Annotated in this window: 8 protein-coding genes and 3 pseudogenes; 3 read left to right on the top strand and 8 right to left on the bottom strand. The window is 65.4% G+C overall.

Annotated elements, in window-relative coordinates; genetic code table 11:
• Window positions 1-66 precede the first annotated feature (66 nt).
• The 8 genes from KFLA_RS04100 to dpdE are packed head-to-tail and all read right to left on the bottom strand — an operon-like array spanning window position 67 to window position 17,382.
• Entirely contained in the window at window positions 67-2,070 is a 2,004-nt protein-coding gene (locus KFLA_RS04100) for a hypothetical protein (protein ID WP_012918493.1), read from the bottom strand.
• Complete coding sequence (gene dpdK, locus KFLA_RS04095) at window positions 2,067-2,588, bottom strand: phospholipase D-like domain-containing protein DpdK (RefSeq protein ID WP_012918492.1); 522 nt, start codon at window positions 2,586-2,588, stop codon at window positions 2,067-2,069. The genes KFLA_RS04100 and dpdK overlap by 4 nt, the downstream gene beginning before the upstream one ends.
• Window positions 2,585-6,994 (bottom strand): protein DpdJ, encoded by a 4,410-nt coding sequence (gene dpdJ, locus KFLA_RS04090; RefSeq protein WP_012918491.1) that lies wholly within the window; start codon window positions 6,992-6,994, stop codon window positions 2,585-2,587. Before dpdJ ends, dpdK begins: the two co-directional genes overlap by 4 nt.
• Window positions 6,991-7,674 (bottom strand): hypothetical protein, encoded by a 684-nt coding sequence (locus KFLA_RS04085; RefSeq protein ID WP_012918490.1) that lies wholly within the window; start codon window positions 7,672-7,674, stop codon window positions 6,991-6,993. Before KFLA_RS04085 ends, dpdJ begins: the two co-directional genes overlap by 4 nt.
• Window positions 7,674-10,730: a protein DpdH gene (dpdH, locus tag KFLA_RS04080; RefSeq protein WP_012918489.1), complete on the bottom strand. Its 3,057-nt coding sequence runs from the start codon at window positions 10,728-10,730 to the stop codon at window positions 7,674-7,676. Before dpdH ends, KFLA_RS04085 begins: the two co-directional genes overlap by 1 nt.
• Window positions 10,731-10,735: 5 nt before the next feature.
• Window positions 10,736-11,599, bottom strand: a complete 864-nt coding sequence (locus KFLA_RS04075) for a hypothetical protein (protein ID WP_012918488.1) — start codon at window positions 11,597-11,599, stop codon at window positions 10,736-10,738.
• Window position 11,600: 1 nt separating this feature from the next.
• On the bottom strand, window positions 11,601-14,177 hold the full coding sequence (gene dpdF / locus KFLA_RS04070) for a protein DpdF (protein WP_012918487.1): 2,577 nt from the start codon (window positions 14,175-14,177) through the stop codon (window positions 11,601-11,603).
• A complete protein-coding gene (gene dpdE, locus KFLA_RS04065; RefSeq protein ID WP_272941300.1) occupies window positions 14,170-17,382 on the bottom strand; it encodes a protein DpdE in 3,213 nt (1,070 codons plus the stop codon). Before dpdE ends, dpdF begins: the two co-directional genes overlap by 8 nt.
• 479 nt (window positions 17,383-17,861) lie before the next feature.
• On the opposite strand from dpdE, the pseudogene KFLA_RS38680 reads away from it, so the two are divergent.
• The 3 pseudogenes from KFLA_RS38680 to KFLA_RS39590 all read left to right on the top strand — a co-directional run.
• A pseudogene (locus KFLA_RS38680) lies at window positions 17,862-18,910 on the top strand (IS256 family transposase); the annotation flags it as partial.
• Between the two features lie 189 nt (window positions 18,911-19,099).
• Window positions 19,100-20,172: pseudogene (locus KFLA_RS39595) on the top strand (IS110 family RNA-guided transposase).
• Window positions 20,173-20,188: 16 nt separating this feature from the next.
• Window positions 20,189-20,419: pseudogene (locus tag KFLA_RS39590) on the top strand (transposase); the annotation flags it as partial.
• Window positions 20,420-20,689 lie beyond the last annotated feature (270 nt).

Below are 20,689 nucleotides of genomic sequence, written 5' to 3'. Positions count from 1 at the left end.
CGCCGGCGGTATCGGCGCGCTCATCGCGGGCACCCGCTAACGCGTACTTAGTGGGCGTTGCACTCACTAATTCCCGGTCAGCCGACCCCACTCCCCGATGGCCGCTTCCACGGCGCGGAGCATCGAGCCAGTACCGGACCCGTCCGGATAGTAGAAGCCTGCCTGGGCGCCCGCGTTGTCGGCGATGTAGCCCGTCGCCGCATGAGCGGCCCGGCGGGTGGCAAGGACGATGATGTCCGCGTCGCGGGCGTACTGGCGGAGGGCCGGATCTCCGCCGACCTTGGCCGAGGAGACCTCGACCCGTGCCTGCGGCCACTGCAATTCGATCGTGGCCTTGACTCGGGAAACAGTCCCAGAATCGAGGCTGTAGAGCAGAACGAACGGGTCCACGGCCGTGGCCAGAACGGGCACCTCGTGGGACTCGAGGATGCTCCAGTCGAAGGCGAGGCCAACGTCGCTGCAGACGAGCTCGGCGAGCGCACGGAGCGGCGCGGAGAGCCTGGTCCTCTGCTGATTCAGCGGGGAGAGCAAAGTGGTGATGAGACCGGTACGGGTGTCATTATCGACAGCCGGACCACATGCCACTGCGTCGGCCAGGTCGACGGCCCGCACCGCGGTCCCGACTGCGACCCATTGCATGGCGTAACTGCGAATGCCGTCGAGCACCTCGTGGTATGCCCAAGCATCCGGCGCTCCACGCAGAAACACCTGCAACAGCGAGCAGAGCGCGCCGAGATCTGCGGGGTCAAATCGCTCGGCGAGCAGGTGTCGGTTAATTAGCGCCGCCGCGGTAGCGGTGGCCGGGTGCTCGGGATCGTCGGTCTCAAGGAAGCAAGCTACCCCGGAGAGGAGGTCGTCAACAGCCAGGTCGGCCAGGGCATCGACTGCCGTGGCGAGGTCTGCGTCGACTGTCCACGCCGGCGGCCATTCGTCGGCAGCGCCCGCCTCCAGGTGCTTGAGGTCAGGCGCGCCGAGCCTCGCAACCCATTCTTGCCAAGAGCCTGGGTCACTAGGCCCTCCGGGCGTGGGCTCCACCTCATGCTCGGGCTGGGCCTGGGGCTCAGCGGCCGATCCGGGCTCGAGGACGGGTTTGAGTTCCGGCTCAGGCTCTACGGTGGCCAGGAGCGCGGATAGTCGCTCCAGTACAGCGTCCGGCAGTCCGGGATGCTCGGCGAATGAGGCGGCCAACCCGCGATCGGCTCGGGTAAGCGTGACCAGTGCTCCAACGGTCGCGACCTCTCCGTCCAACGTCGCCGCGATGCGTTCGTCCACCAGCAACGCGAGGTCTGGCCCGGGCTCCCCGATTCGGCTGAGAGCCGCGTCGACGCCGTCCGCCGCCAGTGCGGGGAGGATCCGGTCATGCCCCCAGGCGCTGAGCACCGCCTCCCGGACCACGCGTGGCGGCTCGGTGTAGACGAGCGTCGGCAGAGAGCGATCCGCGAGGAGTTCTCTGTCTTGTCCGAGCCGCGACAAGCGACGGATCTGCAGGAACGCGATGTTCTCGTGGGAGATGCCACCGAAGCCCTCGATCTCCCGCAGCAGGGTCGCTGAGGTCTCGGTGGAACCGCTGGCGAGCGCAAGATCGAATTCGCGCAACATCCGGCCGAGCGGACGGGCGAGTTGCGGGGTCCGCAGCGGCGCCTCGGCGAGTGTCCGGACCAGCCGAGTCAGCGCCCGGAACGTCTGGCCCGCGGTCTCGGGCGGTGGCCTGAGCACGAAGGTGGTCCCAGGCCCGACGAAGTCGAGGACTGCCTTATGCACGGCGTCGCCCGGGTCAAGAATGGCTACCCGGCCGTCGAAATGGCACCAGTGGTGTGCAATTGCGGCTTCCAAGAGTGCGCGGATCCGACCGGAGTGAGCGGTGTCCCAGCAGATCACGTAAATCTCTGCGGGGAGGGCCGCCAGATCGCGGCGCGGCAACACGACCGGGCACTCCCCGCGCTTGCTGAGCGCGGTCAAGAACGGCCGGAGGGTGCTCACGATCCCGTGGCCCGGATCGGCGTCCGGCCAAATAGTGTTCGGTGCAGAAAAGAATCGGCTGACGAACTCGTCAGGGGTCACGCTCGTCATGGCGCGTCACCCCTCCAACGGGTTTGCAACTCCAGGCGCTGGGTCGCCGCCGCGGTGACATCGAGTTCAAAGTCGATGCTTTCCTCGTTGCGCTGGAGCCCGCTCCAGGTGAAGTTCATCGACCCTTTCATCAGCCAGGTCCAGCCAACCAGCATCTTCTCGTGCAGGTCAGGACTTGAGTAGGCTGATAGCGCGGTGGGTTCGGCGGCGGCACGGAGCCGTTCCACGAAACGCCGGTTGTGGTCAACCTCGCGAACAGCGACATGAACGTGGGATCCCCTGCGGGTGAGCGCGCCGAGGACTTCTGTAAGGGTCAGGCTGGATCGGGCATCGTCGCCAAGCACCGCGTCGTATTGCCGGTGTGCATTGTCGAGCACGGGCATGTCCGTGACCCAACCGGTGACGAGCCACAGTTCTGGACTCGGAGCACAAAACTCTGAGAGCAGGGCCGCGGTCAGTACGTCGGTGATGGCCAGGCCGTTGCGCGGCCGAGTCCGCACGGTGCGTGACCTACTCATTGCAACTCCTCGGCCAAGGAGACATCGGCGCGGACGATCCCGTTGCGCTGCAATACGGCAGTCACTCTCCCGTACACGCGTAGGCCGGCGCGCTCAACTGGTGTCACGGCTACTTCGCGCAACGCCTCCGACACCATGACCCGTTGCGAATATGGTGCGCGGAGGGAGACCCGTCCGTCGCGTTCGATCGCGGCGACGTAGTCGTCGTTCCAGGCCGGGGCGGTAACGTCGACGTCCACCAGTCCGGTGCTGAGGGCTCTGTCCAGGATCGTGCGTTCCACGACCACATTTTGGCGATATGGGTGCCAGTGCTCCAGGCGCTGCGAGCGGGCCTGACTGCCGCGCATCCAGAGCATCGAGAACGCCATGTCCGGGGTCAGCGGCGCGAGTTCGAAGCCGAGTCGGCCGCGATGGGCCTGAAAGGCGATAGTGCGCGCATCGATCTCGACGCCCAGCATTGACTCCTCGCGAACCCAAGCGCCCGCCAGGCTGGCGACAACCCGATCGATGGCCGGTTTTGAGCCGGGGCGCAGCAGTCGGGCGGCGAACGTGGAGACGAGCAGGTGCGGTGGCGGTCCGTCGTGCTCAGTCCAGATATGGATGAGGTCCCTCAGAGCAGCGTCCATCGAGTCGATGCCATCTGCGTCCCGAAACGCCTTGACGGAAGGGGCGAACACTGAGGTGGGATCGACGAGGTCGGCAACGAGTCGTTGCATCGCGGTGTCGACGTCCTCGGCTTCGGTGGGCGCGCAGGCGCGTCCGACTGAGTCCCAGAACCGACGCGGATCGAGCACGTAGTCGCGATGGAGCGCTTCGAGCAGACCCAACCCGCCGATCGAGGTCTCGGAGACGATGATCCGGAAGTTGCGGTCTCCTGACATTACGTCGCAGTTGGCAGCCAACTCGATGTCGACGGTCAGATCTTGGTCCTGTGCGTCGGGGATGCATTCTTGTACCGCAGTCAGAACGGCACAACCCAGGGTGTCAAGCAGGACTCTGTCGAGCAGGTCAACTGTCAGGGGGCGTGGGTCGTCGGTAACCAGGAGCCGACCGTGTTCCTCGATGACGCTGCGGATCAGGGTGCTTTCCGCTAGTTCGCGGAGTGTAGCCAGCAATCGTGCCCCGGTGACCTCTTCCTCGTCTGTTCGGTACGCCGCCGCGAAGAACTCCTCGATCTCGTCGGCCCAATGCCCGTCGGCGAGGGCGGCTGGGGCGCCAGCGAGGTCACCACCAGTGAGTCCGTACGTCACATGGGCGTGCCGGTAGATCTCTGTGAGCCAGTCGCGGTGGAACCCGTTCGCATGCCCGTCGAGACGTGTGTCCTCACGCACGCGTTGTTGGAATGCAAGGGTGCGCCACGCAGGTGATTCTGCAAAGTCACCGAAGAACTCCGCCCCATCCTTGGGCAAGTGACCGGTAAGGATCAGGGCGTCGACGTCGAGTTCGAACCCGAGCGCTGCCGACTGGCCGTGGTGTGTGTACCGGACCGAGATCGGCCGGCGAGTCCATCGCTTCCTGTGCGACTCGAGAATTTCACCCTCCGATCCAATCGTCATCCGCTGAACCCGCAGCGGGCCGCCCGTAATGTGAAGTGCGAAAGCACAGCGATCGATCAGTTCGGCCCAGAACGACGGCGTCGGGATATTGACGTCGTGCAGTGCCTCGTCGGAGTAGTGGAACGCTGAGCGCCATACCGGGGACGCGGACGAACTTGGTGCAACGCCGCGCGGCGGCTGCTGGAGCTTGAGCACCAGAGGCCGAACGACGAGGTATTCCTCTCCCTCAGTCGTGGTCCAGGCGCCCAATCCATGTCCCTTGGCAACCACGTCGGTGAGCGCCAGCTCGTCGTTGGCCGGAACTGGGAGCCAAGTGCTGTGGCTGGCGTGGGCGTAGCCGAAGCGGCGACTTACCCTGCCTGGGACGGCCTCGCGCAATGCCTGGGCGATGCCCATCGAAGCATCCTCGCGGGCAGCGAAGGGCAGATCGAACTGGACGTCCGGGGTGTTCAGCGGGTCGAACAGGGTGTTTGTCATGAACTCTGGCAGCGGTTCCGCGCCTTGTGCGCCGGGGTCGTCCTCGCCTGGGAGCGTCATCCAGGTGGACTCGAGCCGTCGGAGCGCGGTGGGAACTACCGACAGCAGCAACGATCGAGGTTCCTCCCAGAGAGCGGCTTGTGCTTCGTCGGGGCTGATCATCAGTGACCGCTGCAGATGGGTGGCGAGTTCGCGCTGAATGTCGGCGCTGACCAGAAGGTCCTGAAGGAGTGTTGCGACCTGCGGTGTCTTGTCGTTGATGTTGCCGTTGCGCGGGGGCCGGAACACCCAGCGTGCGTCGGCCTTGATCCGCCTCTGAATCCAGTCGAGTAGCGCGTGGGTGGCCTGGATCTTCACCACAAAACGGTTGCCAACCGGCAGAGAGCGGGCCCCGATCTCCGGGTCGAGGAGACGCTCATAGGACTGGTAGGCGATTCGATCCCGGCCGTAATCGGAGAGCACGACCGCCGTGATCGGGCGCATCGCCAGGTAGCGTCCCGCGCGACCTCGGCGTTGGAGGAACGAGGCCAGGTCCCGCGGCGCCTTGTGCTGGATGACGGCGCCAACGCGGGGATCATTGAAGCCGACCTCAAGCGATGAGGTCGCGACAATCACGTCCGCCGCGTTGTCGACCCCGGCGTCCTGCGACGACGTCCGTGCGATCCGCAACGGGCGGTCCATCCGCCCCAGATGCTCAGGGAGATCCCAGGACTGTCCTTCCCTGTAGCGGACAGCCGCGTGCGGCGCCGCAGGCGAGCGGAGGTCAGCAAGGACCCGTCCACGTGCCAGACCAAACCTGTCATGTCCCTCGGCATCACGCAGGTTGTCGTGCAGCCGATTGATCACGTCGAGATCGTCGGTGAATGCGAACGTCACCGAGCCGAAGTGACCCGGTTTTCCGTCCAGTACCCGGGCGAGAAGCATCGAGGTCTGGATGGTCGTCGAGAGCAACGATGCCCCCGAGAGGGGGTCGCCGCGCAAGATTACACCGTACTCGCGACTCGTTGGCCTCAGATCGACGAGAGCCGGCGCGATCACCTCGACGTTGGCTCGGTCGACACCAGTCAGATTCGCGAAGAAGTCACCGGCGTCGCGCAGGGTCGCGGAAAGCCCGACCATCACCGGCGAGACCGCACCGGGTTGACGATTTGCATAGCGCCAGCGCCGGAGCATTAGCGCCACTTGGGCTCCATGGACGCCAGAATACGTGTGCACTTCGTCGAGCAAGACCAATCGGGTTCCACTCGACCCGCGCCAGCCAAGAACGGTGGAGAGACGTGCATCGGTGGACTGCTTGCTGAGCATCTCTGTGGAACTGAAGAGGATGTCCGGCGGTTCCGCTCGGATTGACTGCCGGGTCAGCGCGACCGTCCCGGGTGTCGTCATCGCACCGCATTTCGGGCAGGAGAGTCGCTCAACTCCGTTACTACGGTCGGAGTCAGTCCAGACGAGGTAACTGCCGCAATCGTCATCAAGGCAGGGGAAGTAAGGCGTGATCCATCCGTCTCCTTCGCGCTTCCAGGCTCGCGAGGTGCTCACACCGGTGATGTTGGCATCGGTCGGAGTATTTCCGTAGAGCAGGCCGATTCGAGCGGTCCTCGACCCTGGTCCGTTCAGCGGGCCGACACTTTCGACGACCCGAAGGGTCTCCCGCGCTTGGTCGCGCAGCAGTTCGTTACGCGGGTACAACGCCAGGGTGTGCGGACCCGTGCGGCTCTCCTCGGCGCGGGCCGCGATGTCGAGCATCGCGGGCAGATAGAAGGCCAGAGTCTTGCCCGAGCCGGTGCCCGCCGTCACGATCCGGCCGGCGGGACGGGGGTCCGCCAGCGCCTCAAGGATCGATCGGGTCGCGTGCACCTGGAAGCGAGCTAGGTCTCTGGTCCCAACCACACGGCGCAGCACGCCGGCCTGCTCTGCCGTCCAACCATCTCGGGCCGCGAGGGCGGCGATCACCTCCTGCGTTGTGACCGCCCGTTTGGGGTACCAACGTGGGGACACGTGTAGGCGGTAGTCCGCGACCAGTGCGTTTGCTTGGCGCCACCACCCGACTTGAGACTCGTCGCTCGGAAGCAACTGTCGGAGGCTGCGGAGCAGTCGGAGCGTTTCGGCCAGTCGGGTCCGGTATTTCGGGATAGTGTCCGGGACTATGTGTAGCAACCCGGTGTTGATGAGATGGTCGAGGTACTCCTCTTCCGTGGGCGGGGTCGCCGAGGGTCGTTCCCGGGCCTCGCGGCTCAACTGCCCGTCGATCGCCCGGAGAACATCGTCTTTGCTGAGGTAGCCGTCGACGACGCCCCAGGAGAGTAGCGGCAACTCCAGGTCCTCGAGATGGCTGAGCAGGTCGGGAACGCCAGCCCAATGTTCGTCACTCACCGGATGCTCAACTGGATCCGCGCGGCCAACGCGGAATCGGCGCGCAGTTCGACAAGGTCGTCATCGGAAAGATCCGCCAGTGTCATCCCCCCGGCGACTATGCGGGCCTCAAGGTTTTCAGGATCGAGGCCTTCCGCGATCGCAGCGAGGTTGTCACGAGCGGCGTCTAGTGTGACTTTGAACGACGAGATGACCGCTAGCGTGGGGCTTTCCGCGGCGTATCGGCGCAGGCTCTGAATGCGCTCTCGTACTGCATTCGCGTGGGTGCCGAACGGCGGGAGCGAGGCCTCATCGAGGGCGTCGATCTGACTCTCGGCCCACTGCCGCCACGCCTGTTTGTGACTCCCGGTCATCGTGTCGCGCAGCTTGGCGACGTCCTTTGAACGGGCAGTGAGGAACTGCGCTGCTGGTCGACCAACGTTCTTAAAGTGATCTCGCAGCGCGGTTGCAGGCTTGGAGAGACCGTCGAGTGGCGGTAACGTCACACCGGCCCGCACGAGCGCCCGGCGGGTCTTGAGGCTGGAGTCCAGTTCGATGAGCAGGCCATTGAGCTTGTACAGCGCGGTGGCCACCTGACCCTGCGCTTGCGTTTCGCCCTCATTATCGCGCTTCGCGCGCGCCAAGGCACTGAGGCGCCTGGTCCGGAGCGCCAGGGTGTTGGTCGTTGTCGCCTCAGACATCAGTGCGCGCTCCCTTCTTGGGTCGCCAGTTGAGTCGCCGGCGACGTTTGTGGTGTCCCTGGAAGTTCCGAGCCTGCCTCACGTTTCGCGTGGTCGCCGAGGATTCCAAACCAGGTCGCGATCGTCGCATCGATCTGGGCATCTAGATCGGTCGCTACGCCTCCGTTGGCTTCAGCTTCCCGCAATCCTGCGTCGACCCAAGCGGCCGTCGAATCAAGGAAATCAGCAATCGCTGGCAGTTCGGCGCCCGCTTCGGTGCCGGCCAGTGCCAGCAGGGTCAGCGCGGGCGCGCTCTCGGCTTCGGCGAGCAGTTTCTCGACCTCGCCGATGCTGCCTGAATCCCAGGACTTCGCGGTCTCGTTACGCGCGTTTAGCGCCGCTAGGTCGTTGACCTTGACCAGCCCGTGGGCATGACCGACTGTGGCGGCTTCGATGACTGCGCCGACCGTATCTCCGTAGCTCGTGCCAGCGGGCATGTGCCGCCGGATACGAGAGGTGAGTCCTCGCCAATACTCAAGTTGAACTGGTGCCAAGCGTTCAAGAGCCCTCAACTTTCGGTCTGCGTCCGCGCACCACTCGGGGACGACCTGGCCACCCGCCTCGGCGCGAGCCATGGCTTGACGGACAATCGGCAACAAGCGGTGAATGTCCACCGCGTGCACCGCGCCAGTGCCTTGTGCGGCGCCGACCCCGGCGAGGAATCGATCAACGACGGTGGCGCGCGCGGCGAGGTAGATCGCGTAGGCGGCTGTCCACTGCGGGGCACGACCACCGGCGTCCGGACGATGGTGTCCCGGTTCGGACCAGAGCACGGCGTTAACCAGGTCGAGCTCCTTGGCCTTCGCCGGCAGCCGACCGGAGGCCGCTGCGCCGCGCAGCAGCGATGCCGCTGCGTCGATCAGCGATGCGTCGTCTACGGCTAGTTCGGCGATCACTCTCTTTCGCGTCTCGACGACGGCCGACTCAGCGAGGGCGTCGAGCCGCGGCAAGGCCTCACCAGCACGCTCTGGGAACCCTGCACGGAGCATCACCAGCCCGCGAAACATGCGCGCCATCCGCGCCGTCCGCGGAACTACTAGGACCGGGTTCGAGTTCTGTAGGTTCTCTGACGCGCCTGCGATCGAGATTCCGCGTGCGTTCGTCGGAATCGCCTTCTTCAGTGACGCGCTGTCCGGTTCCTTTATGACCGGGTCGAGCCAGGTGAGTCGGGCGAGGATGGCCTCCCGCAGCACCGACCGCATCTCGTTGGCCAGACCTTGGGGCAATGTCTGGCCAGTCGACCAGTTGTCGATTGCCTCGAGTTGCTTGAGGACCGAGGGAGGGATGGGCCCGTCGTCCCTGGTGACCCCTGCGCCGTCCGCGCCAGGTTCGTCAGTCTGCCGCTCGTCGAAGAGATCCGCTGGGATCGGCTCGTGCGAGAACGCCGTAAGGATGCCTGCCGGGATCACCTTGCGACCGCCGTCGCCCCAAAAATTTAGAAGAGTCGTCAGACGCTCCGCCTCGTCGTTTGGGTACTGCTCCTCGATCCGTTCCCGGACACTCAGCGGCAGGTGCTGCACTCCGACGTTTTCAACCTCCGCGGCGAGGAAGGTCGCCAGGGGGAAGAGTCCTTCGCGAATGACGTCGACGTTGTCGTTGAGCACGTCGCGGACAGCGCGCGAGAGTACCTTGCGCGGATTGAAGTTGAGCCGCGCCTGATCTCGCTCGGCGCACGCGCGGACGGCCTGAACGATCGCCGGCCTGTTGTACGGGTAGAGCCCGTAGCCGTCGGAGGAAGCCCCGAAGTTGTCGTGGCACGGAGCCTGGAACCGGCAACTCGCGCAGTGATTCGGTACCTGAGGGGTCGCCGCCTCAAGATCGTCCTTGCCGACCCGTGCGGCATTGAGGTAGCGGCCGACGAAGTCGATCAGGTCCTGCTCGTCCGCAGCACTGCTGTCGAGGTCGACATCGACCTCATAGAGCGGCGACGAAGCCTCTGCCCGCCGCTTGAAGGTCTCCGGGAGCGAATCGGTGTAGTAACCATCGGTGACCGCCATCATTGTGCGTACGGTCGCGTATCTCTGCTCACCTTGCACCACCCCAACCTCGACGACAGCGTCGAGTAGGTCGCGACGCACGCCCTGGATCAGCGCCACGTCCTCGATGAGCAGGACGATCTCCTGGCCGACGAGATTCTCGCGGATCTTCTTGAAGGCCTGACTTACGTCGCCCACGCCCAGGCTAGCGGCCTTCGTGACCGCGACATCGAACAACTCGTTGAGCAGGGCGACTGCCTCGACCTGGAGTTGTGCGCTGCTCGACAGCCTTCGGAAGATCTTCTGGGTCGTGGCGGCGGCCTCACGGATGTTCGCGAACTCGCCGATGTCGAGTGGGAGTTCGTCAACGGTGAACTCCAGAGGGACATCCGGTTCGTCGGCGTCACGCCCGCGCAGAGCGTGCTTGGCCCGGCGCTTCACAAACGAGTCCTCGCGCAGCAGATGCTGCCGGAAGAGTGGGTCCAAGAAGAAGAGCGCTAGGCCGTTGTCACCGACCAGGGCTTTGCCCAGGGGCGTCGGTGCCTCGTGGACGCGGAGAGCCTCGGCTATCTCATTGAGGATCCGCTGCTCCATCTCGTCGACGGTCATGCCACTGCCGAGGGTTGAGACCCGGCGTCGGATTTCGTCGAAGGCCGGGTCATGCTGGTCGACGAGGAGGGCCTCGACCACATCTTTAAGGCTGGTTTCGGTCTTCTGCAAGTAGATCAGGCGCCGTCCGGTTGCTTCGGGCATGTTCGCCTTGGCCCACCGGACGAGGTGCGACTTGCCGGCGCCAGACTTGCCGATGACGGTGGCGACGAGGACACCATTGTTGGGCTCGGCGGCGAGGAACTCCTCGAGCACTTCGTGCTCGGTGATGAGCTCCTCGGCGGCATGGCCGCCCTTGCCTCCCCGGCGCGTGATCCGTAGCGGTGAGTGGGTTCCGAGAAGCACCGCGTCCGACGGCGTCGCTGCCTCGGTTGGGATGGTTGCGGTGACGGTGTCGGCGGACCAGCAGACGAAGTTGACCTGTGTACTCATCGCCCTCACATCCGAATCGTGACGGTTGAGACGTACCGTGGGCGGCCGTCATGGGCGTCGTGAAGCGCCATCACGCTCGAGGGGTCGGATTGATAGGTCATGTCCAGGATCTGCCGCTCTTCTGCGCTAGTGAGGGCCAAGCCAAGCGCACGCAATGCCTCATCGGCTTCGCCGGTGAGACCGTCATAAGTGGCACTCGGGTGACCGGGGAGAACGGGGATCTCCGCACGGAGGAACGCGACCAGTTGAGTGATCGGGATCTGCTCGTCGCGCGGCAAGGGATCGCCGAATGGCTCACGGATCGCGTCGATTACGGCACCGGTCGGGTTGGGGATGAGCTTGCCGCCCCCCTGCTTCTGACCAGGCCCGGCGAGCACGCCGAGTACCACTTGCCCGAAACCGAGCACCTCGCACCACGGCCGAAAGGTGTTCCAGCGGGTGTCATTGGTGAAGGCCGTGGTTACCGGGCGCACGTCGAGGTCGAAGTCGAGCGGCTTAGTTGGCGACTGCCTCAGTAGCCAAATCAATCCACGGCGGAGGTCGTCGGGCGCGTCGAATTCTGGCCCGAACGTATCCGGCGGGCTCACCACCCGATGTCGCAACACCCGCAGGAACGCAGCCGCGTTGGTCACCCGGTCGGCGGTGAATCTGCCGTCCTCGCTTCGGACGAGGCTGAGATGGCGCAGGGCATCGAGAGCACGCTGGACGTGCACGCCATCCCCGCGCGGCGTCCGCTGTCGCATCGCTGCTGGCGCGAGGAGTTCGAGTATGTCGTCGGCCCCGAGGCCCGGTCGCTCCATGACGGTCCGGTACGTCAGCCACATCACTTGGGGCAGGAAGGACGCCGGGCTCGGGTTCAAGTACTCCACGTCACATTCTCCCCAACGCTGACATTGCTGTGATGCTCTTCCGAGTGTCTCGCAACAGGTTGCCCGGCTTCTCCGGGTCGGGCAGATCTGGCGGCCCCAACACGTAGGTGAGTTGCCCCCGGGCGATCCGTTGCCGCACCGACTCCTCGAGCAGTAACGACGTCATAATGACAACGAGTCCCGAGTAGTTCTCAATTAGGGTCGCGACGGATGCCGGGTCGTCGCGGATAATCGGCGTGCGTACGTCACGCTGCAGACGTGCGGCCAAGTTGGTGCTGATACTGAACGCCTGGGCGCCGCGCTGTGCGAACCGGGCGAGCAGGGGGCCGACGTCGTCGCCGTAGTCGATCCGGATGAAGAGGAACGGGTCGTCTCCGCGCGATGATGCCAGCGGATCGGAGATCCGGTGAGGAGCCGGCAGCGACGGGCACGGTTCGGCCGGATGGATTCCGGGCGCACGTCTCGGTTCGCGTCGGCAGACCGGGCAACCCCGGCAGGCCGGGCTGGTGTGGAACTTCCCGCCCCCGTGGCGTACGGCATAGTGGCGGGCGATGACCCGGCCGGCGCACTCCTCGCCGGTGGCGAGGGTGAGCAGGGACTGCAATGCATGCCCTTGAGCCGCCCGCACTTCGCCGCGCACCGACCCCAAGGCCGCCTTCCAGGCCTCTTGCGCTTGCAATTTGCCGTCGAGGATTTCGAAATCGAGCAGGTCCTCAACCTCGCGATAGAACGCATCGCGAGCTTCCTGCTGGGCGGATGCAGACTGGTTTGGATCCGGCGTGAATTCCGGTACCCGTAGCCGAATGATGCCGGCCTGTGCCATCAGGGTCAACGTGCGCACGTTCCACCGCGCCGACCGTCCGTAGCCGGTCTCGAGGTAGACGGGCAGAGTGCTTTTCGGCACTCGGTAGCGGAGGTGGCTGTCCGGCGCCTGAGTCGCGGACATGAGCAGGCGTCGCCATCGTTGCCAGCCTAGGTCATCCCCGATCATCGAGACGTCGTTGAGGGACTTCGCGATGCGCAGGTCCCCTGGACCACGGCAGAGAAACGCTAACGATGGACGCCCGTCGCGCCCTGCTCGACCGATCTCCTGGTAATAGCGGTCGATAGTCTCCGGCAGGCAGGCGTGTAGGACCGTCCGCACATTGGGCATGTCGAGGCCGAGTCCGAATGCCGACGTACCAACCACCACGTCGAGGGAGGTTTGCGCGGCGATTCTGTGGTCGGTTCTGCCTCTCCATCTTTCCATCACCGATCGGCGCTCGGTCTCACCAGACTTGCCAGTGATGCTGCCGACTCTGGCGAGGCCGGCGGCACGCAGACGGACGGCCCAGCTCTCCGCATCAGAAACGGTGGAGGTGTACAGGATCAGTGGACGCGGCAGTCGAGCGACAGCCTCGAGAACTGAAGTCGTTCGCGCATTCTCGTCGTCGTGATTACGGAAGAAGAACGCCGGTTCTGTCCGGGTTTCGGATCCCCAGACCAGGTCGACCGGGCGGTCACCTAGCGCGAATAGGCGGGCGAGCACATCGACCGGTCGCTGGGCGAGCGTCGCGCTGAGCAGCAGTACAGACGGCTTCGCCGCCTTGGGCGCGGCTTCGTAGGCGTTCCGGATTAGACCGGGCATCGTTTGGAACTCGGACCGGAAGTCGGCGCCCCACTGGTCAACTAGGTGCGCTTCATCGATCACCACCTGCTGCAGCAGGCCGTTACGTGCGCACTCCATAACTGCCGCGGCCAGACTGGAGACGAGTGCCTCGGGCGAGGTGTAGAGCAGGCGTTGGGTGCCGGCACGTACCGCCTCGCGCAACTGCCGCTTAACGTCGGGTGCCAGTGAGCCGACGTACGCGTACCGGAGGAGAGGGCTCAGCGCAGGCTTCCCCTTCTGCTCCCGCTCACGGGAGGCATCTTGGGTTCTGCGTTCCATGTCGAGGGCCAGTACGACCGTGGGCACCACGACGATGGTGACGCCTACGCTTGACATCAGCGCCTTCGACCAGGCCACCGCCGTCTTCCCTCGCCCGGTCGGGAGTGCGACGATCACCGACCCCCCATCGCTGAGGACAGCCGCCCGCGCCGCCTGCCGTTGGGGCTCGCCGCGGTAGACGTCGTAACCATGCGCAGCTCTCCAAAACGGGTCGGCCGTCACGGCGTTGTCATAACTCGGATCGGCGTCGCGGTAGGCGGCGCGTACCTGCAAGCGCGCGAGGTCGTCCCCGACTCCGTCGTCGAGCAAGGAGGCCGGCGGCGACCAGTCCTCCGCTTGGATCAGACGCCGTCCATCTACAGTCGCGATCGCTGAGCAGCGGACCCGGTTCCATTGGTCGAGATCGGGCCACGGGGCGATCTCGGGCACGATCAGGAACGGGTCCCCTCCATAGGTCACCTGAGTTGTGAGCAGCACCTGCCGCACCAAGGCTGCGATGTCCAGCCAACCGGTGGCTGGAGTCCCCAGGCCACGCAGCGCGTCCAGAGTCCGCCGACAGGCATCGCTGAGTTCGGCCCCGATCGCCTGGTCAGGCATCTCCGGCCAGGAGTTCAACGCGGCCTGCAGCGTGGCGATGTCGTCCCTAGACATAGTCAGCCCAGGACTGCGCCGACGCAACCATACAACTGACACCGCTGAGTCGGATCAGCGGGTCAGATACCCCGGCCTGTATGGCACGGCTCATCGCGACCTCGGCCTCCAGTGCTGCCGGATCGGCGACCAGGCCCGCAGCCCGGGCGCGCGCTCGGCTCTGTGCGAGGAGCATCTCGGTCTCCCGGCTAACACGTGCGGCGGCCCGCCGGGAAGTCGCCACGACGTCGGCCACTCGGTCGACGTGCGTGCGAGCCACAGCGAAGCACTCCTCGGCGATAGGGGCCAGGTACTGCTCACCGCCAACCAGGGTGTGCAGCGCGGGGATGCGCTCCAGGTTCAGATTGACATCTCGGCCTTTGACGAACGGCTGGTTGAGGTAGCCGACCTGCCTGGTCTCGGCGACTGGCTCCCGGGTGGAGACCGGTACCCATACCCGCTGGTGCTGCGGCGGGAACGCCGCATCGGCGCGACGCCGCGCGATTGGCTCGACCTGCGCCTGACCGTCAAGAATCGTGAGGATCGGCTCCAGATCGGCCTCAATGAGAAAGTCAAACCCGAAGAATGCCAGTGGGTCGCCCGGCCAGCGTGAATCGAGCCGCCACATGGCGACCGCCTGGCCACGATCGTCGAGGTCGAGAAGGAGTTCGAGACCGTCGATGAACGGGTTACCGCGGCGGAACAGCCGTCGTGCTGGGGTTACGCTCCAACGGTCGAAGAATCCGGTCCGTGCGTTCTCCACGCTGATGAGCCGGGCGAGCAGACGGTCGCTGAGCAACGGCTTGTCCTGGTAATCCCGCTCGAAGGAGATGCTCCCGTCGCGCTTATGATTTCCGACGAATCGGTACCCTTCATCTCCTTCGATGAGCTTGCGATATGCATTCTCGATTCCAGCGCTGTCCTCTTCGTACGCCGCGATCGCCCTTGCCATCTCTTCTCCGTCGGACTGGCCGTTGAAGCTGGCCTCGAGCGCATCCAGTTCGTTGATCCGGCGCTTCTCGCGGAGAAGCGCCGCCTTGATCGGCTCAGAACGCTCGAGCAACGCTTCGACCCCATCTGTCAGCAGCGCTGTCCATACGTCGCCAGCGAGCTTGTCGGCAACCTCCTGGAAGGCCGAGGTGGAGGCGTCGAAGATCCCAAAGCCATTCACGAGCAGGGTAAGCCAGGCCGTGCTGATCCCGTCACGGTCGTCGTCGGCGACCACGAACTGCTGCGCGGCGCGCTGGTTGCCATAGCGATCCAGGCGCCCGATCCGTTGTTCAAGCGCGTTGGGGTTGCCTGGAATCCGGATGTGGAAGGCAAGGTCGGCCTCCTGGAAGTTGCGGCCCACGTCGCCGGTCTCGTCGACGACAAGAACGCCGCCGTCAGCGAGCCAGGCGGCGGTCGCCTGTTCGCGTTCGGCCTCTACCTGGCTCCCGAGATGGGCGTGAACATGCTTGACCATCCCTTCGCCCACAGGAATCCGATCGGCCAGGTCTCCCGCAAGCGAACCACGGCCGCAGAAGACGATCGCCTTGGCGGGCGCCTTGGAGCGCTTCGCGATAGCCGCTGCCAACGCATCAAGCCCATCGGCGCCGCGTACCGCGCGCAGGTCGGCGAGCACCTCGGCTTCGATCTGCAGCGTCGGGGCGGCCGCGTGGACGGCCTCCTCGGCCGACAGCAAACCCGGCGTCGTCGTTCCTGAGACGCGATGTTCGAGGACGGCGCAAAGGTCGTCCACCGACCCGCCCAGGCGCGAAAAGAGCAACCCCGCCACCGGGCCATACAGGGTGGCGTCGAGGCCGTCGTCCAGAATCGCGGCCGCACAGCCAGCAACCCAATCGGCCATCGCCTTCGCGCCTACCTGGACCTCGTCGGTATCGAGGCGGACGACTTTCGGGCGGGTACGGCCGGTGAACTCGAACGGGGTAAGGAGGCCCTCGTCGTCAAGGCGCTGCATGTCGACCATGTGCCGCCGGTTCCGGATGACCCGGTGGTGGAGGCGGTAAGTCTCGGAGACGTGTGTCCGAACTGCGGCGACCGCGAGGCGCAGCGCTTCCTCGTCGACTGTGTCCGGCGGGGTGCCCGGCGGACCATACACATCCATCGCCCGCTGAATGGCGCTGCGGAGCGTCTCGTCCTCTGGCAACTGCTCACGGATCTCGTCGAGTTGGAGTTGTAACAAGTCGGGGTTGTCGACGTCCGGTTCCTCATCCAGGCCGAACACGGCCAGCGCGAGGGCATGCCGGGTCTCGAGGAGGCGCTCGAACGACTCTTGGTCCTTCCAGCGGAACAACTGCGGGTCGAGCAAGTGGAGCAGTGCCAGGTGTGTGACGGCGCCGCGCGAAAATGGGGTCGCGGAGAGCATTAGAACACGCGGCGCCGCGTGTGCGACCGCGGCGAGTTCCCGGTATGGCGACGCGTCCGGACCGGGAGTCCGGGCGAGGAGGTGTGCCTCGTCGACGACTAGAAGATCGACTCCGTCGAAGCCAGACCAGCGCTCGGGCTCTCCGTGGCCGAGCACTTGGACGGGCGACTCAGCGTCGACGGTCGGGAAATCGTCGAGGTAGAACTTGTCCCGCAGTTCGGCTTGCCATTGTGCCACCAGCGCGTCCGGCACAATGATGCCGATGCGGCGACCCGGAGCGTCGATAAGTACCTGCCGCATCACCATGCCCGCCTGAATCGTCTTGCCCATCCCGACCTCGTCGGCGAGCAGGTAACGCTGTACCGGGTCCCGGATGATCCGCAGCGCGGCGCTGATCTGGTGAGCGTGCATGCGGACGCCGGCCGACATGATCCCCGTCGCCGATGCGGTGGCAGCGCGCTCGGCCAGCAGAAGCCGCCTTACTGGCTCACGCGCGTCGCGAAAGCGGGGTGTCTCGTTGGCTCCGGAGAGCAACACCTGCAGCGGGTCGTGCGGGACTCTTTCCCAACGAACGCGCAAGCGATCTTCGGGGATCTCAACATCAAGGCGAAGGTTCGGCACCCGGACGAAGTATGTGTCCGGTCCGCCACCGACGATGCGTCCAGCCCGCCAACGGCCGTGCCTATCACGGAAGAAGACCCGAGTCTGCTCACCCAGCGGAACACGCCTGACGTCGTTAGCAGCCACCCACACTGACCCGATCACGGGCTCCGCCGCGGACTCGAAGAAGTCGACCCGAACCCTCCCACCGTCGATCGCGGCGACTCGCCCAATTCCGGGCGACGCCGGAAATGTCACAGAGTTGCCTGTCGCAACCGGCACGCGGACCGATCTCCTCCCGCCCTCCAACCCGCTCACGGGGAATCTATCGGGTCAACCCACTGGAATGTTTCAAGATACGCGAAAGACAACCTGGCTGGACTGGACGCCTGGGTTCGTTACGAACCCTTCACTTGACTCAGGGCAGGGTCTTCGAGAGACGGTGTAAGTCGGGCGGATCGGCTCGAGCCGAAGTCGTACCAGGAGGATCGGCGAGCCAGTTTCGAGCTTGCTGGAGGGTCGGCTGGTGGACGTTGATCGCGCCCTATCTCGAGATCGAGGGCCGGGACGGGAGTGTTTGTTCCGGCGAGGTGGATGGCCTAGAGTCGTTGGTGGGAGTTGAGTCCAGCAGAGTGGTGTACGACGAGGTCCTGGTGGCGCGTCGCGGGAACGTGAACGCGGTCATCGGGTGATCCTTCGAGTGATCTCTCACAACCGACTCGAAGAAGGAAACCGCGATGACCGCTGGCTCCAGTATCGACCCTGCCGAGTTCCTGCACGAACATCTCGAGCAGGCCAGCCCAGATCTGTTGCGTGAGTTGATGGAAGGGTTCATCAACACGTTGCTGTCCGCGGATGCCGACAGCGCGTGTGGTGCCGCGTTCGGGACCCGTGACCCGGGCCGGGTGAACTCCCGCAACGGGTATCGCCATCGCGAACTGGACACGCGGTCGGCACGTTGGATGTCGCGGTGCCCAAGCTGCGGGAAGGCAGCTACTTCACGGACTGACTGCTGGAGCGGCGCCGACGTGCGGAGGCGGCGCTGACCTCGGTGGTGGCAACCTGTTACCTGCTCGGGGTGTCCACGCGGCGGATGGACCGGCTGGTGCAGTCACTGGGCATCGCCGGCGTGTCCAGGTCACAGGTGTCGGTGATGTCCAGAGACCTCGACGAACTCGTGCGCGACTTCCGGGAACGTCCGCTGAACGAGGGGCCGTACACGTTCCTGGCCGCGGACGCGTTGACGATGAAGGTCCGCGAAGGCGGCCGGGTGATCAAGATCGCGGTCATGGTCGCTACCGGCGTGAACGCCGACGGGTTCCGCGAGATCCTCGGCGTCGCCACCAGGACTGCGGAGTCCGGGGCCGGCTGGAACAGCTTCTTCAATGACCTGGTCGCCCGCGGCCCGAACGGGTCGCGCTGGTCACCAGCGACGCGCATGCCGGCCCTGGTCGACGCGATCCTGCCCGGCGCGTCCTGGTAGCGATGCCGCACCCACTACACCGCGAATCTGATGAGTGTGTGTCCCAAACACGCCTGGGGCGGGGTCAAGGCCATGCTGCACTCGGTGTTCGACCAGATCGACACCGCCGCCGTGCACACGCAGTACGACAAACTCCTCGACCAGGTCGGGCAGACACTGCCGCAAGTGCACGTCCACCTCGACGACGCCCGCGCCGAGATCCTCGCGTTCACCGCCTTCCCCAAAGACGTCTGGCGACAAATCTGGTCCAACTGTAAGGATCTTCGTCGTGCCGTCCGGACGAGGTTCCTGGCCCGTGGTCTAACTGGCGTTGTTGCCTCTGGGTTGATTGCCGGTCCTCGTTCCGGGCGGGTGCTTGCTGCCGTCGGACCGGCAGACGTGTCCCGATAGGGGCCTTGCGGCTACAAGGCACCGTCACAGTTCTGACCGTCACGCCGGTCCGACGACGGCCATCAACGACGCCGTTCAAGGAGCCAGATGACCATCGCCAGCATGGCCGAGGCCGACGACCAGCACTACACACAAGGCAATGAAGACATCGTCCTGGGTGTCGACACACACAAAGACGTGCACGTTGCGGCTGTGCTGACCCTGACAGGTGGCGTGTGGCGCACGCCTCGTTCCCGACCACGAGATCGGGTTACCTGCGGCTCATCGCCTGGGGGCGCTCGCATGGTGAGGTCCGCCGAGCGGGAGTTGAGGGCACCGGCTCCTACGGGGCGGCGCTGGCCCGGTCTCTGCAAGGCGAGGGATTCACAGTCTTGGAGGTCAACCGGCCGGACCGTGCAGTGCGGCGACGCCGCGGCAAGACCGACGTAATCGATGCGGAGAACGCCGCGCGAGCCGTGCTGGCCGGCGAGGCGACCGCCATCCCGAAGACCGCAGATGGGCCGGTGGAGATGCTGCGAGTCTTCAAGGTCGCCAAAGACTCCGCGATCAAAGCGCGGACTCAGTCGATCAACCAACTCAAGGCGCTGCTGGTCTCGGCTGATCCATGCCTGCGCGAGCAGCTCACCGCGCTGTCGACACCACGCCTGATCACCGCATGCGCTGCCCTGGAACCAACGGCAACCGGCACCACCGACACGACGCAGGCCACCCATCTGTACCCTCAGGCTCCTGGCCGACCGGATCCGCTACCTCACCGCTGAGATCGACGAACTCACCAAACGCATCACGCCAGCAGTCGAACGCGCCGCACCCACGCTCCCTCGACAGCCCGGCATCGGCCCCGACAGCGCCGCGATCCTCCTCATCACCGCAGGCGACAACCCGACAGGCTCACAAGCGAAGCGTCCTTCGCCGCCCTCTCTGCGGCGTCAGCCCCTTGGACTCCTCATCCGGCAAGACGAGCCGACGACGACTGAACCGCGGCGGCGACCGGCAAGCCAACGCAGCCCTCTACCGCATCACCCTCAGCCGACTCCGCTGGGACACACGCACCCAGGACTACCTGCACAAACGAACCAGCCAGGGCAAGACTACGCCGCGAAGTCATCCGCTGCCTCAAGCGCTACATCGCGCGCGAAGTCCACCGCCACATCATCAACTCCAGCACCACTTGACATCCATAGGGGCGTCAACCCCAACGAAAGGCTCAACCGCGAAATCCGCCGCCGCACCGACGTGGTCGGCATCTTCCCCGACCGACCCGCCATCATCCGCCTCGTCGGAGCCGTCCTGGCCGAACAACACGACGAATGGGCCGACGGCCGCCGCTACCTCGGCCTCGACGCACTCCACCGCAGCCGACTCACCCTCATCACCAACCCCGACCACGACACACCCACCACCAGCGCGATCAGCGCCTAACCAGACAACGACGAAGGACCAAACGTCGTACACCACCTCCTGGGACTTGACCTTGGTGGGCGGTGCCAGGTCGCCTGCTCATTGCGAGCCGGGCGGGATTTCAGGATCTTGCGGTGGGCGTGGGTGGCGAGCGGGCTGGGGTCGGCAGCGCTTGTTCGGCTTGGCGAGTCGCCCGTCGAGGGCAAGGTGGCGCAGCCAGGCCTTCAGCGTGCGAGCCGGGGCGGCCAACTGCACCCAACGCACTATTGCGTCCAGGAGACCGACGTTATC

Source organism: Kribbella flavida DSM 17836, assembly GCF_000024345.1.
GTDB lineage: Bacteria > Actinomycetota > Actinomycetes > Propionibacteriales > Kribbellaceae > Kribbella > Kribbella flavida.
The sequence above is the reverse complement of the archived record's forward strand: the minus strand, read 5'-3'. Positions and strand labels throughout refer to the sequence as shown.

Coding starts and splice junctions, on each gene's coding strand:
- dpdH (WP_012918489.1), bottom strand. CDS start 10,730: ATGAGTACACAGGTCAACTTCGTCTGCTGGTCCGCCGACACCGTCACC.
- KFLA_RS04085 (WP_012918490.1), bottom strand. CDS start 7,674: ATGTCTGAGGCGACAACGACCAACACCCTGGCGCTCCGGACCAGGCGC.
- dpdF (WP_012918487.1), bottom strand. CDS start 14,177: ATGTCTAGGGACGACATCGCCACGCTGCAGGCCGCGTTGAACTCCTGG.
- dpdK (WP_012918492.1), bottom strand. CDS start 2,588: ATGAGTAGGTCACGCACCGTGCGGACTCGGCCGCGCAACGGCCTGGCC.
- KFLA_RS04100 (WP_012918493.1), bottom strand. CDS start 2,070: ATGACGAGCGTGACCCCTGACGAGTTCGTCAGCCGATTCTTTTCTGCA.